At 55.1% G+C, this 13,129-nt stretch carries 14 protein-coding genes and 1 riboswitch; of the genes, 10 read left to right on the top strand and 4 right to left on the bottom strand.

What is annotated here, in order from left to right:
• Nucleotides 1-141: 141 nt before the first annotated feature.
• Nucleotides 142-804: a 7-cyano-7-deazaguanine synthase QueC gene (gene queC / locus Q1L85_RS16565; RefSeq protein WP_300424761.1), complete on the top strand. Its 663-nt coding sequence runs from the start codon at nt 142-144 to the stop codon at nt 802-804.
• The gene (gene queE / locus Q1L85_RS16560) at nt 804-1,508 is read left to right on the top strand and encodes a 7-carboxy-7-deazaguanine synthase (protein ID WP_300424760.1); all 705 of its coding nucleotides are present in this window, start codon (nt 804-806) and stop codon (nt 1,506-1,508) included. The genes queC and queE overlap by 1 nt, the downstream gene beginning before the upstream one ends.
• A 24-nt stretch (nt 1,509-1,532) precedes the next feature.
• On the opposite strand, the gene Q1L85_RS16555 is transcribed toward queE, so the two are convergent.
• Entirely contained in the window at nt 1,533-2,495 is a 963-nt protein-coding gene (locus Q1L85_RS16555; RefSeq protein ID WP_300424759.1) for an alcohol dehydrogenase catalytic domain-containing protein, read from the bottom strand.
• Nucleotides 2,488-3,339: an HTH-type transcriptional regulator HdfR gene (hdfR, locus tag Q1L85_RS16550; RefSeq protein ID WP_300424757.1), complete on the bottom strand. Its 852-nt coding sequence runs from the start codon at nt 3,337-3,339 to the stop codon at nt 2,488-2,490. The genes Q1L85_RS16555 and hdfR overlap by 8 nt, the downstream gene beginning before the upstream one ends.
• A 120-nt stretch (nt 3,340-3,459) precedes the next feature.
• Between hdfR and maoP the strand changes: the two genes are divergently transcribed.
• From maoP to argF, 5 genes are all read left to right on the top strand, one after another.
• Nucleotides 3,460-3,807, top strand: coding sequence for a DUF413 domain-containing protein (gene maoP, locus Q1L85_RS16545; protein WP_300424755.1), 348 nt, complete (start codon nt 3,460-3,462; stop codon nt 3,805-3,807).
• Nucleotides 3,800-4,225 (top strand): ATP-dependent zinc protease, encoded by a 426-nt coding sequence (locus Q1L85_RS16540; protein ID WP_300424753.1) that lies wholly within the window; start codon nt 3,800-3,802, stop codon nt 4,223-4,225. Before maoP ends, Q1L85_RS16540 begins: the two co-directional genes overlap by 8 nt.
• Nucleotides 4,222-5,127 (top strand): 30S ribosomal protein S6--L-glutamate ligase, encoded by a 906-nt coding sequence (gene rimK, locus Q1L85_RS16535; RefSeq protein ID WP_300424751.1) that lies wholly within the window; start codon nt 4,222-4,224, stop codon nt 5,125-5,127. The genes Q1L85_RS16540 and rimK overlap by 4 nt, the downstream gene beginning before the upstream one ends.
• 99 nt (nt 5,128-5,226) lie before the next feature.
• Complete coding sequence (locus tag Q1L85_RS16530) at nt 5,227-6,393, top strand: aspartate aminotransferase family protein (protein ID WP_300424749.1); 1,167 nt, start codon at nt 5,227-5,229, stop codon at nt 6,391-6,393.
• 22 nt (nt 6,394-6,415) lie between these two features.
• Nucleotides 6,416-7,327, top strand: coding sequence for an ornithine carbamoyltransferase (argF, locus tag Q1L85_RS16525; RefSeq protein WP_300424747.1), 912 nt, complete (start codon nt 6,416-6,418; stop codon nt 7,325-7,327).
• Here the strand turns inward: argF and Q1L85_RS16520 are convergent.
• A complete protein-coding gene (locus tag Q1L85_RS16520; RefSeq protein WP_300424745.1) occupies nt 7,309-8,415 on the bottom strand; it encodes a GGDEF domain-containing protein in 1,107 nt (368 codons plus the stop codon). The two genes, argF and Q1L85_RS16520, sit on opposite strands and share 19 nt — an antisense overlap.
• A gap of 95 nt (nt 8,416-8,510) precedes the next feature.
• Nucleotides 8,511-9,989, bottom strand: a complete 1,479-nt coding sequence (gene glpK, locus Q1L85_RS16515) for a glycerol kinase GlpK (protein WP_300424742.1) — start codon at nt 9,987-9,989, stop codon at nt 8,511-8,513.
• A gap of 145 nt (nt 9,990-10,134) precedes the next feature.
• Here glpK and Q1L85_RS16510 point away from each other — a divergent pair, with 145 nt between their 5' ends.
• From Q1L85_RS16510 to Q1L85_RS16500, 3 genes are all read left to right on the top strand, one after another.
• A complete protein-coding gene (locus Q1L85_RS16510; protein WP_300424741.1) occupies nt 10,135-11,055 on the top strand; it encodes a LysR family transcriptional regulator in 921 nt (306 codons plus the stop codon).
• A 24-nt stretch (nt 11,056-11,079) separates the two neighbouring features.
• Nucleotides 11,080-11,229, top strand: a riboswitch (cobalamin riboswitch).
• 90 nt (nt 11,230-11,319) lie between these two features.
• The gene (locus Q1L85_RS16505) at nt 11,320-12,138 is read left to right on the top strand and encodes an ABC transporter ATP-binding protein (protein WP_300424739.1); all 819 of its coding nucleotides are present in this window, start codon (nt 11,320-11,322) and stop codon (nt 12,136-12,138) included.
• Entirely contained in the window at nt 12,135-13,127 is a 993-nt protein-coding gene (locus tag Q1L85_RS16500; protein ID WP_300424738.1) for an iron ABC transporter permease, read from the top strand. Before Q1L85_RS16505 ends, Q1L85_RS16500 begins: the two co-directional genes overlap by 4 nt.
• Nucleotides 13,128-13,129: the final 2 nt, after the last annotated feature.

Raw genomic sequence — 13,129 nt, 5'->3', positions numbered from 1 at the left:
GCTGGGTAACGATCAGGAGCGGCGCATTATAGAGATGCGGCGATTTGGGTCAACCGATTTCTGTAAAAAATTTTCAGGTCATCACATAAAGCGTATACTCGCGCCTTCTTATATAGATGTAGCAACAACAGTGAGGGCCAGATGGCAGAGAAGGCGGTCGTGATTTATTCCGGAGGCATGGATTCTTTCACCATCCTTAACAGAGCACGGAATGAAGGCTTTGAACTCTATGCGCTGACCTTTGATTACGGCCAGAAGCATAAGAAGGAGATACGTTACGCAGAAGAGGTCTGTGCCGAACTGGACATCCCTCACCGCATCATTGATATCACAGCCATCAATCAGTTGTTACAAAGCTCATCCCTGACCTCAGACAAAGAAATACCTGAGGGGCACTACGAAGCTGCCAACATGAAGTCTACCGTCGTCCCTAACCGCAACATGATCCTTCTGTCTCTTGCCATCGGTTATGCCGTCGATATCGGCGCCAATAAAGTCTTCTATGGTGCGCACTCAGGAGATCATGCCATCTACCCGGACTGCCGGCCGGACTTCGTGCATGCCATGAACAAGGTCGCCAAGCTGGCGAACTACGAGCCCGTCGACATCGTGACGCCATACCTTAATAGTGATAAGACAGAGATTCTTGCCGATGGTCTGAAGATGGGTCTCGATTATGACAAGACCTGGACCTGCTACAACGGACGGGATAAGGCCTGTGGTAAATGCGGATCCTGCACCGAGCGCCTTGAGGCATTTGCTACGAATAATGCCACTGACCCTCTCCCGTACGAGCAAGCCTGATGGCAAAAGGAGCTTATCGCGTTAAAGAGATCTTCTATACGCTACAGGGAGAAGGCGCTCAGGCCGGACGACCTGCAGTGTTCTGCCGTTTTTCTAAATGCAACTTATGGAATGGTAGAGAAGAAAGCCGGGGTGCCTCAATCTGTCAGTTCTGCGATACCGACTTTATTGGTACCGACGGCCACATGGGTGGCACCTACACAGCCAGCGAACTTACCTCTGTCATCAGTGCTCAATGGCCAGGCTCTGCCAGTGGGAATTCTGTTCAGGGTAAGCCCTACGTTGTCTGCACAGGCGGAGAGCCCGCACTTCAACTCGATACCGTATTAATAGAGGAGCTGCACAGCGCTGGATTTGAGGTTGCTATCGAAACCAACGGCACCCTGCCCTTACCAGAAGGAATCGACTGGATCTGCCTGAGCCCGAAGGGCGATTCTGAACTCGCAGTCATCCGCTGTGATGAGCTGAAACTGGTGTACCCGCAGGTGGATGCGATGCCCGAGCGTTTCGATTACATCACTGCAGACCACTATTACTTACAGCCAATGGCAGATTATGAACCTGTCGTGATCGCCAGTGACAAACTGGAAGGAGCCAAAGAAGGGCTGTCTGTTACGAATACGCGTAAGACAGTGGACTACTGCATGAAGCATCCCAAATGGAAACTGAGTCTGCAGACTCATAAGCTTCTGGGCATCGAATAAGATAACGTGAGACCCCTCTGGTAATCAGAGGATAAACGCCACCTTAATTTTCAGACCACCTTCTTCATAGCGCCGATGCACATCAGCAACTGCGCTTGCAGGATGCGCCTCTGCTTCTGGCGCTATGATCCGACCCGCATCCACTTCGTTCGCGAGCCAGCTCAGAAAACGACCGTGTACTGCCCTGCCCTTACCTGTTAACAGTGGCAACAGCATAAACACGGCATGTATGGTCAGGCCTTTGGCATGGGCCTGAGTCAGGTCATAGGTATTGCGTGCATTAATCGTGGCGACCTGTCCGCCCGCTGACGCAGCAATAAGTGCCGTCTGAAAGCTAACGCCACCATGGGTATCCAGCACTTTTTCAAACTGGCCCGTCTTCTCAGCTGCCTCCTGATGGGATATAGCCGTGACACTGAACGATGCGACCTGATCGCGACGACGTGCGTCACCTGCGGTAGCCGTTACCGAAGCCCCACGAAGTTTGGCCAGCTGCAGGGCCATCTGCCCCACCCCACCAGAACCTCCCATAATCAGGCAACGCTCTCCGGCATTCAGATTAAGGCGTTCAATGGCCTCGAAGGCAGTGATGGCAATCAACGGCAGGACAGCCGCCTGTACGGCACTGACCGAATGCGGGGCATGAGCCATCAGTTCTGCATCGGCGACCAGAAACTGGCATAAGGTTCCGCTGGAGCCTTTCACACCACCAGCACAACCATAGACACGATCACCAGGGGTAAAACCTGAGACGTCTTCACCAACCGCGACCACTTCGCCACAGACATCGCAGCCGGGCACATGATTGTCTGCCGCAATCGGCGCCAGGCCCGCACGGATTTTTGTATCAATAGGATTAAAACCAGAGGCAAGCACCCGGATCAGCAGCTCGCCTTTCCCCGGCTGAGGAACAGGAAGCTCTGTCTCTGTCAGACGGTCCGGAGAGCCCGTCTCAGGAAAGTACCAGGCACGATTAACGTCACTCATGGTGTCCGCTGTCCAGAAGTTGTTGGATGATGTCGCTGATTAATTCGTCATCTTTGCGGGTGCTGAGATAGCTGGCAAATACCTGACGGTTCATCTCAGGCGCGTCACTGACTTCGTGTAACTCACCAGCCTCAATATGCTGTGCAACCATACCGGCGGGCAGGTATCCGGCACCGCCGTGCATCAGAATACTGTCCAGGGCGATACGCCCCGTGTTGGTTTTCAGCACTGGGGCAGCAATGCCCTTGAATTCCTGCGCGTGCTGGATACGAAACGACGTACCCCAATCAACCAGCACATAGCCAAGATCGGCCGCCTGCTGCCAGTTACTGCAGGGCTCTGACGCCACCATAATAAGAGGAACTGACATGACCTCACGGGTAATCAGTTCATCTGCTTTGGGCGCATCAAACACCAGCGCCAGATCGAGACTACGTTCAAGAATCTGCCGGACAAGCGCACTGCTGCTGTGCGCCATCGCGCTCACGGCCATGCCCGGCCGGCGCAATAACGAAGGAAGCTTCTGCTGCAGAACAGCATCCCAAAGGTTCGGAGTCGCGCCAAGTGCGAACTGATAATGCCGGTCGTCGGCTATCGCGACTTCCTGGCGGATACGCTGCTCAAGCAGGACGCTGCTTTCGGCCAACGGAATCAGTTTTTCTCCGGCGTGAGTGAGCTGGATATTGTTGCGCTGACGGGAGAAGAGTTCGACCCCCAGAAGTCCTTCCAGCTGGCGGATACGGAAGCTGACCGCCGATTGTGTGAGATACAGATTTTCCGCGGCTCGGCCGAAGTGGCGGGTACGGGAAACCTCCATAAACGTTTTCAGTAAGTCTGTGTCCATAACAACCAGAATGCTTTCACGTTACGACAAGTTTTTTTTGTTTTACCACGGAATCGACCCTGACCATACTCCGCCCCAAGCAGCCCAAATTCCTGGGCCAGATGCGATAGTAGGTGCATAATGGACAATATCCAAGCAAAGAGTTTTGAAAGCCCGAAGAAGTTCTTTGATGATGTTAACTTCCCACGTGGTTTTCAGCGGTCCGGTGACTTTACCCGATCCCAGGCAAATATTCTGGAAACTATGGGTGTTGCCATGAAAGACCTGCACGAAGGACGCCGCGCGCCGGCGACGGACGAAGAAGTTCGCTTCGTCGAAGTCTGCCAGGATCTCGTCCCACCGCTCAGCGAGCCTGAGCGTACCTGGGCGTCATACCTGAAGGCTCTGGCACGCAAACAGATTTACTTTACCGCCTCTTCGGCAGCTGTCTCCGATGGGGGATCAGACGCCTCGGATACCGATGACTGACGCAATACTAGGTTACATAGAATCAATTGAACTGCCCGACCTTGGCATCTGTTGCGATGCCAAGGTAGATACCGGAGCCTGCACCAGCAGTCTGCACGCAGACAGAATCGAGCTGTTTAACAGAGACGGCGAGAGCTGGGTGCGCTTCCATGTGCTCTTCAGCAGCCCGGAAGCCTCTCTGGATAAAATGTGTGAAGCAAAGGTGCTGGATAAACGCACCATTGCCAGCTCCAACGGGCAACGCAGTAAACGCTACATAATCCAGACCACCATCACGATCAGAGACCATACCTGGCAGGCTGAGGTCAGCCTGAGCCACCGGGGCACGATGCGCTACCCGATGTTGCTCGGCCGCAAAGCCATTTCCGGCAGGTTTCTGGTTGATGTATCAAAACACTATTCAGATTTTTCAGAATGAGAATTGCGATTCTTTCCCGCAGCCCGCGCCTGTATTCCACCCGGCGCCTGGTTGAAGCGGCAGAAGCCCGTGGGCATGAGGTCGTAGTGCTGGACACCCTGCACTGCTACATGAACATCAACAGCCTGGATTCTTCGATCCACTATAAAGGCGAAGAGCTGGCTCCGTTTGATGCAGTGATTCCGCGCATCGGCGCCTCGATTACTTTTTACGGTACTGCCGTGCTGCGCCAGTTCGAGATGATGGGGGTTTACCCACTGAACGAATCGGTCGCAATCAGTCGTTCACGCGACAAACTGCGTTCTATGCAGTTAATGGCACGCAAAGGTATCGGGTTGCCGGTTACCGGGTTTGCGCACAGTCCGGATGATATTCCAGATCTGATCAGCATGGTCGGTGGCGCGCCTCTGGTGATCAAGCTGCTGGAAGGAACCCAGGGCATCGGTGTCGTTCTGGCCGAGACCCGCAAGGCGGCTGAGAGTGTGATCGAAGCCTTCCTCGGCCTGAAAGCCAATATTATGGTGCAGGAATACATCAAAGAAGCCGGCGGTGCCGATATCCGCTGCTTCGTCGTTGGCGATCGAGTCGTGGCAGCAATGAAGCGTCAGGCGGCGGACGGTGAGTTCCGCTCAAACCTGCATCGCGGTGGTACTGCGTCGGTAGTACGTATCACCCCGGAAGAGCGGGCGACTGCTGTACGCGCGGCCAGGACCATGGGACTCAATGTCGCCGGGGTCGATATTCTACGTTCGAACCACGGCCCTGTGGTGATGGAAGTGAACTCGTCCCCCGGTATTGAAGGCATCGAGCAATCAACCGGAATCGACGTCGCCACCAAAATCATCACATTTATTGAGAAAAACGGACGCAGCAACCATACCCGCACCCGCGGCAAGGGTTGAGCCCCGGGCTGATCGTTTACAAAGCGCTCACCCTCTCGTATTATGCTTTTCCCCGGGCAGCCATGGCTGCCCTTTTGCGTTCTGAGGAATTAAGACGATATGCAATCCATCATGAATACTTACGGCCGTCTGCCGGTGACCTTTACCGCTGGCAGCGGCAGCTGGGTGACTGACACAGAAGGCCGCCAGTATCTGGATGCTCTCAGTGGCATCGCAGTCTGTGGGCTGGGTCATGCACACCCGGCCGTCACACAAGCGATTCAGGAGCAGGCAGGCCAACTGATCCATACTTCGAACCTGTATGGAATCAGCCGCCAGAAAGAGCTTGCTGATGCCCTGACGAATGTCTCCGGAATGGATAACGTCTTCTTTTCTAATTCAGGTGCCGAAGCCAACGAAGCTGCCATTAAGATGGCGCGTAAGTACGGCCATCAGAAAGGTATTCACGATCCCGTTATTATCGTGATGACCAAAGCGTTTCACGGTCGCACCATGGCTACTCTGACCGCCACCGGCAATGCTAAAGTTCAGGAAGGCTTCGGACCACTTCTGAGCGGTTTTGTGCGCGTTCCTTTTATGGATCTCGCGACCCTGACGGCCGTTGCAAAAGCGAACCCGAATACCGTTGCGGTCATGCTGGAACCCGTTCAGGGCGAAGGCGGACTTGCGACTGCCGATGCCGACTATCTGCAGGGCGTACGCAGCCTGTGTGATGACCTTAATCTGCTGATGATTCTGGACGAAATCCAGACGGGTAATGGTCGTACCGGAAGCTACTTCTGCTACCAGCAGTTTGGTTTCCTGCCTGACGTTGTGACTACCGCCAAAGGTCTGGGCAATGGTGTGCCAATTGGTGCCTGTCTTGCCCGTGGCAAAGCAGCAGAAATTCTGCAGCCAGGCAATCATGGATCTACCTACGGTGGTAATCCGCTGGCGTGTGCCGCTGGTGTTGCCGTCGTAAATACTATCGTTAATGAAAAACTGTCAGAAAATGCCGCCCGTATGGGTGACTACCTGCGCGCTGCACTGCGTGAGCGTCTGGGCCAGCATCCTCTGTTCAGTGAAATCCGGGGACGCGGCCTGATGATAGGTGTCGTTCTCAAACAGGAATGTCCGCAACTGATGGCTGCCGCTCTGGAAAAAGGCATTCTGCTGAATGTGACTTCAGGCAATGTGATCCGCCTGCTCCCACCGCTGAATATCTCCGAAGGGGAAGCTGACAAGATCGTCAGCCTGGTTGGTGAGCTGGTCGAGGCACTTGCCTGATAGCAATAGAAAAGGAAAAGACGTGAGACACTTTCTTACTCTGTCCGACATGTCTCCGGATGAACTCCAGTGGATCATCCAGCGGGCAATCGAACTGAAAGCCATGCATCGCCGCGGCGAGGTATATGAACCTCTGAAAAACCGCGTACTCGGGATGATTTTTGAGAAGTCATCCACCCGTACCCGTGTTTCTTTCGAAGCAGGCATGGCTCAACTCGGCGGAAGCGCAATTTTCCTGTCGCCCCGCGATACCCAACTCGGGCGTGGTGAGCCAATCGAAGATTCGGCGCGTGTTCTCTCCCGCATGGTCGACGTGGTCATGATTCGCACGTTCGAACACGCTGATATCGAGCTGTTCGCGCAGTACTCTCAGGTGCCTGTCATTAACGCACTGACAGACGACTATCACCCCTGTCAGCTGCTGGCTGATATGCAGACCTATCAGGAACATCGCGGGTCGATTCAGGGGAAAACGGTCGCCTGGATTGGTGACGGCAATAACATGTGTCAGTCCTACATCCGGGCAGCGATTCAGTTTGATTTCAGACTGCGCATCGCCACACCAGAGGGCTTCGAGCCTGATGCTGATATCGTCGCTGACGCGGGTGATCGTGTTGAGCTGGTTTCCACCCCCGCTGAGGCTGTCAAAGGCGCACACCTGGTGGCGACCGATGTCTGGGCATCCATGGGCCAGGAAGACGAACAACAGGAACGTATGAAGAAATTCAGCGCGTTCCAGGTGTCACCAGCACTGCTGGATCTTGCGGATAAAGACGTTGTATTTATGCACTGTCTGCCAGCACACCGTGGTGAAGAGGTATCGGAAGATCTTCTTGATGATCCGCGTGCAGTGGTCTGGGACGAAGCAGAAAACCGTCTGCATGCGCAAAAGGCATTACTGGAATTCCTGCTCTGTCAGGAGGAAGATTCCTGATCTGAGGACGGGGCGTAACTGCGCTTTTCAAGGCACACCCGGTTACGTCCCGAATGCTTGGCTTCGTATAGCATTCGGTCTGCGCGGCCCAGTACCTCATCGGTGGCTTCATCCGGATGATACTGAGCAACGCCGATTGAAATGGTCTGATGCAGCTCAGCCTCAGAGAAGCGCTGGCACTCTACTGATGCACGAATCCTCTCCAGTACCCCCTCTGCCGCTTCCATGTTGAGGCCTGATAGCAGAAGGACAAACTCCTCCCCGCCATAACGGGCAGCAAGATCAACCTCCCGCACCGACACACGTAACAGATGAGCCAGCTCTGCAAGCACCTGATCGCCAATCCGGTGGCCGTAATCGTCGTTTACCTGTTTGAAAAAGTCGATATCAATGAAGGCCACCACAAAAGGGATGTCCTGGCGTACCGCAAGTGCTCGTTGCTTTTCGAGTGTTTTCAACAGGTAGCGGCGGTTGTTCAACCCAGTCAGTTCATCGGTCACCGCAAGCTCTTCAATCCTGGCCATTGCCCGTCGTAACTCGAGATTTTTATCCCGGTACGCGGCTCTGAGCATGGCAAACTCCCGCCCGATAAAGGCATAAACCAGCAGACTGGTGGTCAGTGCGAAGCCGGTCAGGGCCTCGAGACCGGGCAGCAGCTCATCGCTGTTGCGGTAGTGGGTAAGGAAGATCACCAGGGCATAGCAGGCAATCGCAAACAGAGAGACGCCCAGAAAGCCTTTGCCTGACAGACGGAACACGCCAAACGGCATGATGTTCAGCAATCCAAGAAGAATAATGCCACGCAACGCTGGCCCCGCCAGAATCATGACGGACATGAAAAGGATGACCAGAGCCATAACAGGTAGGGTCAGGCTGGGATCAGACATTTCCTTTGTTCTGCCACTCCAGATGACGTAAGCAACGCCAGCGTGGCAGGAAAAATAGAGAAATGCAGCGAAGTAAACGAGAAACGGGGTATCCGCCTGATACACGATGCCGTAGCCAACGACATACAGCACAGTAAAGAGCAGCATACCCGCCGCTGCCATACTGTGTCGTCGCAATATGTCCTTCCGCAACTGCCCCATTCAGGCTTCCTGTCGTTTCAATAAGGCCAGATTAAGTAGTAACCGGACTTTGTTCCATACCTTTTTACGGAATCACTACAAATCCGCAGTTAATGTCATACCGGGCGACAGATACGACTGACTGCATTCTTCCAGCCATCGTACAGCGCCTCTCTTCGTTCCTGATTCAGTTCAGGTTCAAAACTCTGCTCGTATTGCCAGAGGTCGCCTACTTCCTCAAGCGTGGAGTACAGTCCTGCCGTCAGCCCAGCCAGATAAGCCGCGCCCAGGGCGGTGGTCTCTGTCACACGCGGGCGTGTGATTCTGATCCCCAGGACGTCCGCAAGAAACTGCATCAGCCAGTCATTTACGACCATGCCGCCATCTACCCGCAGCTCCCCCGCATCAACGCCATCCCCTGCCATCGCTTCGAGCAGATCCCGGGTCTGATAACAGACGGCCTGAAGCCCCGCCGTCACGATTTCTTTGATGCCGGTATCCCGGGTCAGTCCGAACATAGCGCCACGTGCATCGGCATCCCAGTAGGGGGCACCGAGACCGGCAAACGCCGGAACCATGTAGACCGGATTGTCGTATCCAGTCGCCTCTGCGAGAGACTGACTGTCACTGGCGTCACCAATCAGACGCAGGCCATCCCGGATCCATTGAATCGTTGCACCGGCCATAAAAATCGAGCCTTCCAGCGCATAAGTGACCTCGCCGTTAATCCGATAACCCACCGTCGTCAATAAACGGTGTGAGGACTGTAATGCGCGCTTCCCGGTATTGAGGATGACAAAACAGCCCGTACCATAGGTACTTTTGACCATCCCTTCCGTAAAACAGCCCTGACCGATCAGAGCCGCCTGCTGATCGCCGGCAATCCCACCAATCGTGATGGCCTCACCAAACCAGGTTGGATCAGAAGCGCCAAAATCTGATGCACTGTCCTTCACTTCAGGCAAAATACATGCCGGGATATTAAAGAGCGCGAGCAGATCGTCATCCCAGCACTGCTGGTGAATATTAAACAGCATCGTCCGGGAGGCGTTGGTCGCGTCGGTCTGATGACTGCGCCCGCCGGTCAGATTCCACAACAGCCAGGTATCCACGGTCCCGAAAAGCAACTCTCCGGCTTCAGCGCGTTGCTGCGCACCCTCGACGTGATCAAGGATCCAGCGGATTTTGGTTGCAGAGAAATACGGGTCTAACAGTAATCCGGTCTTCTCACTGATGGCCTCCGCAGAGTCGCTGAAGTCCTGACAGATTTCTGCCGTGCGTCTGTCCTGCCAGACAATCGCAGGATACACAGGCTCACCCGTTGCTTTGTCCCAGATAAGGGTGGTCTCGCGCTGGTTAGTGATACCAATAGCGGCAATATCTGTCGCTGTCAGCCCAGCATCTGCGATGGCCTGCCGTCCGCATTCGAGGGTTGTCTGCCAGATATCTGACGGATTGTGCTCGACCCAGCCGGGTTGCGGAAAATGTTGTTTAAACTCGCGTTGAGCAGAAGCGCAATGTTTGCCCTCGCTGTCAAAAACAATTGCACGACTGCTGGTTGTTCCCTGATCAAGACTGAGCAGAAAGCGGCTCATTCGTTATTCCTCATAAACTTTGCATGGCCAGAATACCGTCGCGACGGCACAGCGACCAGTACCAGAATGGGACAGGATACAAAGACTATGAATAGTTTGCATAATGTAAGTAGAATTTGATGAAAGGTACTCAATAGGAGGCGCTATGCTGGATATCCGTCACCTGAAAACTCTGACCGCACTCAGAGACAGCGGGAGCATGGTAGAAGCGGCGCGGCGCCTCTATCTGACACAGTCCGCCCTGTCGCATCAACTCAAAGATCTTGAGGAAAAACTGGGTACCAGTCTGTTCGAACGCAAGAGTCGCCCTGTCCGTTTTACCCGGGCCGGCCTTGAGGTATTGCAGCTGGCTGACCGGGTATTGCCTCTGGTTAACCAGACTGAGCGCACACTGAAGAAAATTCAGAGTGGCCAGGAAGGCAGGCTGCATATGGCGATTGAGTGTCACAGTTGCTTTGAATGGCTGATGCCAGCGATCAACCAGTTCCGGGACCATTGGCCGGAAGTCGAGCTTGATCTCAGCACCAGCTTCCATTTTGAACCTATGCCCGCTCTGCTGAGGGGTGACATTGATCTTGTTATCACCTCAGACCCGGCTCCCGGACAGGATATCCGCCATATCCCATTGTTCCGCTATCAGTCTGTACTGGCTCTGGCCAATCAGCATCCACTGGCCACTGAATCCTGGATACTTCCACAACAGCTCAGTGAAGAAACCCTGATTCATTATCCCGTCGATCGAAAACGTCTCGACATTTTTGAGTACTTTCTGAATGCGGCGGGCATTGAGCCTCTGGCGACCCGACAGACAGAGCTGACTCTGATGATGGTTCAGCTGGTCGCGAGCGGACGTGGCGTTGCCTGCCTGCCCAGCTGGGCATTACACCAATATCTCGAAGCCGGACTGATCACCAGTCGTCCACTTGGCGAGCATGGAGTCTGGCCAACTCTGTATGCGGCCGTCCGGGAAGATCAGGCGGAAGCCCATTTTCTGCAGGACTTCATCCGGATCGCCACCGACAGCTGCTTTTCAACCTTGCCCGGAATCATCCGCCCCGGACCGTGACACCCGGTCTCTGGGCTATCTGTGGTATAGTGCCTGCCCTCAGGTGCCTGCTTTGTTGAGCCAGGCTTGAATGGGAATCCGGTGCAAATCCGGAACTGTACCCGCAACTGTGTGGACCGCGCTGTGACAAGGCGTGATCTGAGTCAGATACCAGCCTGATGTACCGGTTATTTTTTCGTGCGGGAATACACGGATCATCACTCGTCCGCGCAGTCAGCGAGCCGAAGGATGTGTCCTGCCCTGCCCTGGCTGAAGACATCAACTATGACCTCCTTACCCGGCCTTACTGCAGAGCAACTGTCATTATCGGCAGGCCCTACCCGCCTGCTCAGCGATATCAGTTTCCACCTCCCACCCGGGCAGGTACTTGGAGTTCTCGGTCCGAACGGTGCCGGCAAAACCAGCCTGCTGCAGCAGATCGCTGGCACTTCCGGCAACCGTCTGAAGTCATCCGGCACTATTTACTGGCAGGGTGAGGCTGTTCAGCAGATACCTTTGCACGAGCGCGCCCGACGGATAGCGCAGGTAGATCAGCTACATGACAGCGTATTTGCACTTACACTGTTTCAGGTGGTTCGCATGGGGCTTATCCCCCACCAGCCCCTGTTTGCTCTGCCGAATTCGCAAGACGATCATCAGGTTATGTCAGTACTCCAGCAGGTCGGCCTGCAGGAAAAAGCCCGGCAGGAATTTGCCACCCTCTCAGGGGGCGAGCAGCAACGCGGGCTGATCGCGCGAGCGCTGTTGCAACGTGCAGGCCTGCTGCTCCTCGACGAGCCAGTCAACCATCTTGATGTCTATTACCAGCACAGTATTCTCGCCCTTCTTAAAAGCCTGTCGCGACGCCCCGACGACGGGCTTACCGTTGTGATGAGCTTGCATGATATTAATCTTGCTGCGGCCTACTGCGATCAGCTGGCGATAGTAGCCGGTGGCCGCCTTCTCGCATTTGGTCAGCCTGCGGAGGTCCTGACCGCTGAGCTTCTCGAACGGGTGTTCGGGTTGACCTGCATCGTCAACCATACAGAGCACGGCACCCGGGTCGACTTCTGCCCTTCCACTGCAGAGGTCATCCAGTTATGACGTCTGTTCGTCTGCGTTGGGCACTCCTGCTGTTGTCAGCCCTGTTCAGCCCGCTGTTCGCAAGCCTGTTCGGATCTGCAGGGCTCTCACCTGGGGTCGTGTGGCAGTGCATGACCGACACGTGTCCTGGCAGGGTAGAAGACATGATCTTCTTTGATATCCGGCTGCCCAGAGTGCTCGGTGCCTTGCTGGCAGGGGGCGCACTGGCGATTGCCGGTGCAACCCTCCAGAATGTGACACGCAACGGACTCGCCGACCCGTATCTTTTTGGCATCGTAGCCGGAGCCGGGCTGGGCGCCGCCATCGTCAGTGTTCTGCCCGATATCGGTTGGCTGCCCGAGGGAACATCGCTGCCAGTAGCGGCGTTTGCCGGCGCATGGGGATCCGTATTTCTGGTTCAGGGGCTGGCCGCCAGCCGGTGGGCCCGTACCCCTGAACAGCTCCTGCTCGCGGGGATCGCACTGTCACTGATGCTGGGGGCCGCCACTCATATGGTGTTGTATATCGGTGAGCCCTTCGCCGCGAATAAAGTGATGTTCTGGATGATGGGTAGCCTGACCCGTCTCGAAACACCTCATTTACTGTTGATCGCAGTGCCGCTGTTTTTCGCCGTCATTCTGCTCTGGCTCAGCGGTCGCCGCTTCGATGCCATGCTACTGGGGGATAAAACGGCTCTCAGTCTAGGTGTGCACGCCGGGCAGATGCGCATGCTCGGGCTGATTGTCTGTGCCTCTCTCACCGCCGTTGTCGTCGCACACTGCGGCGGCATCGGCTTTGTCGGCCTCATGATTCCTCACATTGTCCGTCGCTGGTTTGGAGTGAACACCCGCGCGGTCATTCTCGGGTCGTTGCTTCTTGGCGGAGTATTTCTGGTCTGGGCCGATGTGCTTGCCCGCACACTGCTGGAGAGCCAGGAATTACCCATCGGCATTATTACTTCCGCCATTGGCAGTGTTTTCTTCTTATTAATGATGCGTCAGCGCGCCTGACT

Source organism: uncultured Thalassolituus sp. (genome assembly GCF_950066645.1).
GTDB lineage: Bacteria > Pseudomonadota > Gammaproteobacteria > Pseudomonadales > Oceanobacteraceae > Thalassolituus.
The sequence above is the reverse complement of the archived record's forward strand: the minus strand, read 5'-3'. Positions and strand labels throughout refer to the sequence as shown.